This window comes from Moorena producens 3L, from assembly GCF_000211815.1.
GTDB classification, from domain to species: domain Bacteria; phylum Cyanobacteriota; class Cyanobacteriia; order Cyanobacteriales; family Coleofasciculaceae; genus Moorena; species Moorena producens.
This window is the reverse complement of the sequence record NZ_GL890889.1, coordinates 1,498-2,811: the sequence shown is the minus strand read 5'-3', so window position 1 is coordinate 2,811 and position 1,314 is coordinate 1,498. Positions and strand designations below refer to the sequence as shown.

At 54.0% G+C, this 1,314-nt stretch carries 1 protein-coding gene; it reads left to right on the top strand.

Features of this window, described 5'->3' with window-relative positions; translation table 11 throughout:
• A partial coding sequence (locus LYNGBM3L_RS45060; protein WP_161603158.1) for a WD40 repeat domain-containing protein occupies positions 1–1,314 on the top strand: 1,314 nt, incomplete at both ends.

Genomic DNA, 1,314 nt, shown 5'->3' with positions numbered 1-1,314 from the left:
TATTCGGACGGGGGAACTCAACGGCCCACTACTATGGCCACTATCTGTCCGACGATGCCTTGTTCCATTCGGTGACATCTGGGCACAGCTTTACTCTCGAGTCTGTTCCGCGCGGCGATTTTGCCTTTACGGCAGATGGCCACTCCGTTGCGGTCGCCGGTCCCGAGCGGCCGATTCGCATCTACAGCACGCAGACTGGCGAACTCTCGGCAGAGCTGCCAATGGATGCACGGTCAGTGAGGGCTGCCGCGGTGTCGCCAAGTCAGCCGGTAATCGCGACCTTCATTGAGGGACGCGTTGAACTGTGGGACTGGGAGACCAACGAGCAAGTTTGGTCTGTTAACTTGCCGGGCGTCTCCAGGCTGAACGAACTGACCTTCTCGCCAGACGGGGAGCGGCTTGCTTTAGCCATTGAGCAAGGCCCTAATCGCCTGCGGGTTTGGGACGCCTCTACGGGAGATGTGTTGAGCGAAATATCGGCCCATGACGACGCCGTACGGTGTGTCCGCTTTTCACCCGATGGTTCGTTGCTTGCAAGTGCGAGTCGAGATTGTTCCATCAAGATATGGGGATCCCAAGATTATCGGCTGGTTGAGACACTTAAAGGACACTCCGGAGTTGTAGATGAAGTTGCTTTTGCTCCCGACGGACGCCATTTGATTTCTGCGTCACAGGATCGCACCTGCGTCCTATGGAACGTCCAGAATCTAAAAGAGTTAAATCGCTTTCCCGAATTTCCGTTTACGAAATCGACTCCAACGCAAATCAATCACGACGTCGTTGCGGTTCTGAATTACAAAAACGAGCACGGCCGCATGTATGCGTTTGACATGTCGACGAGAAAGCCAATCTACGGTGAAAGTTACCTAGGTCGGACAGTCGGAGCGTTCTATCTGGGCCCACCGGGACTTATTTCAATCGGAGTAGACGAGCGAGTTGAAATCTGGGCTAACGAACAACAGAAAGGATTATTTGCAGTCGGCGGGAAGGTATGCGTTTTGACAATTTCGTCGAACGCAAGAGTCGCCTATGGATGCGAAAACGGAGTCATTGGTGTCATCGATTACGAACGCGACGAGTTACTGGAAGAATCTGACATCCACCGTGGCCGGGTTGTAGGCGCTTTAAAGTTCGATCGAACGGGCCAGTTCCTCGCCTCGGGGAGCAACGGAAAGCCAACTGGCACTCGTGGCGGCTACGAAACCGTCCTGTTGAGGTCAGACTCGTTGGAAGTGGTCCAAAGGTTTAACCCTGAACATAAGGGTGAGATAAACGATTTCGCCTTCGATCCTGACGGAAAGCCGCGTCTCGTCT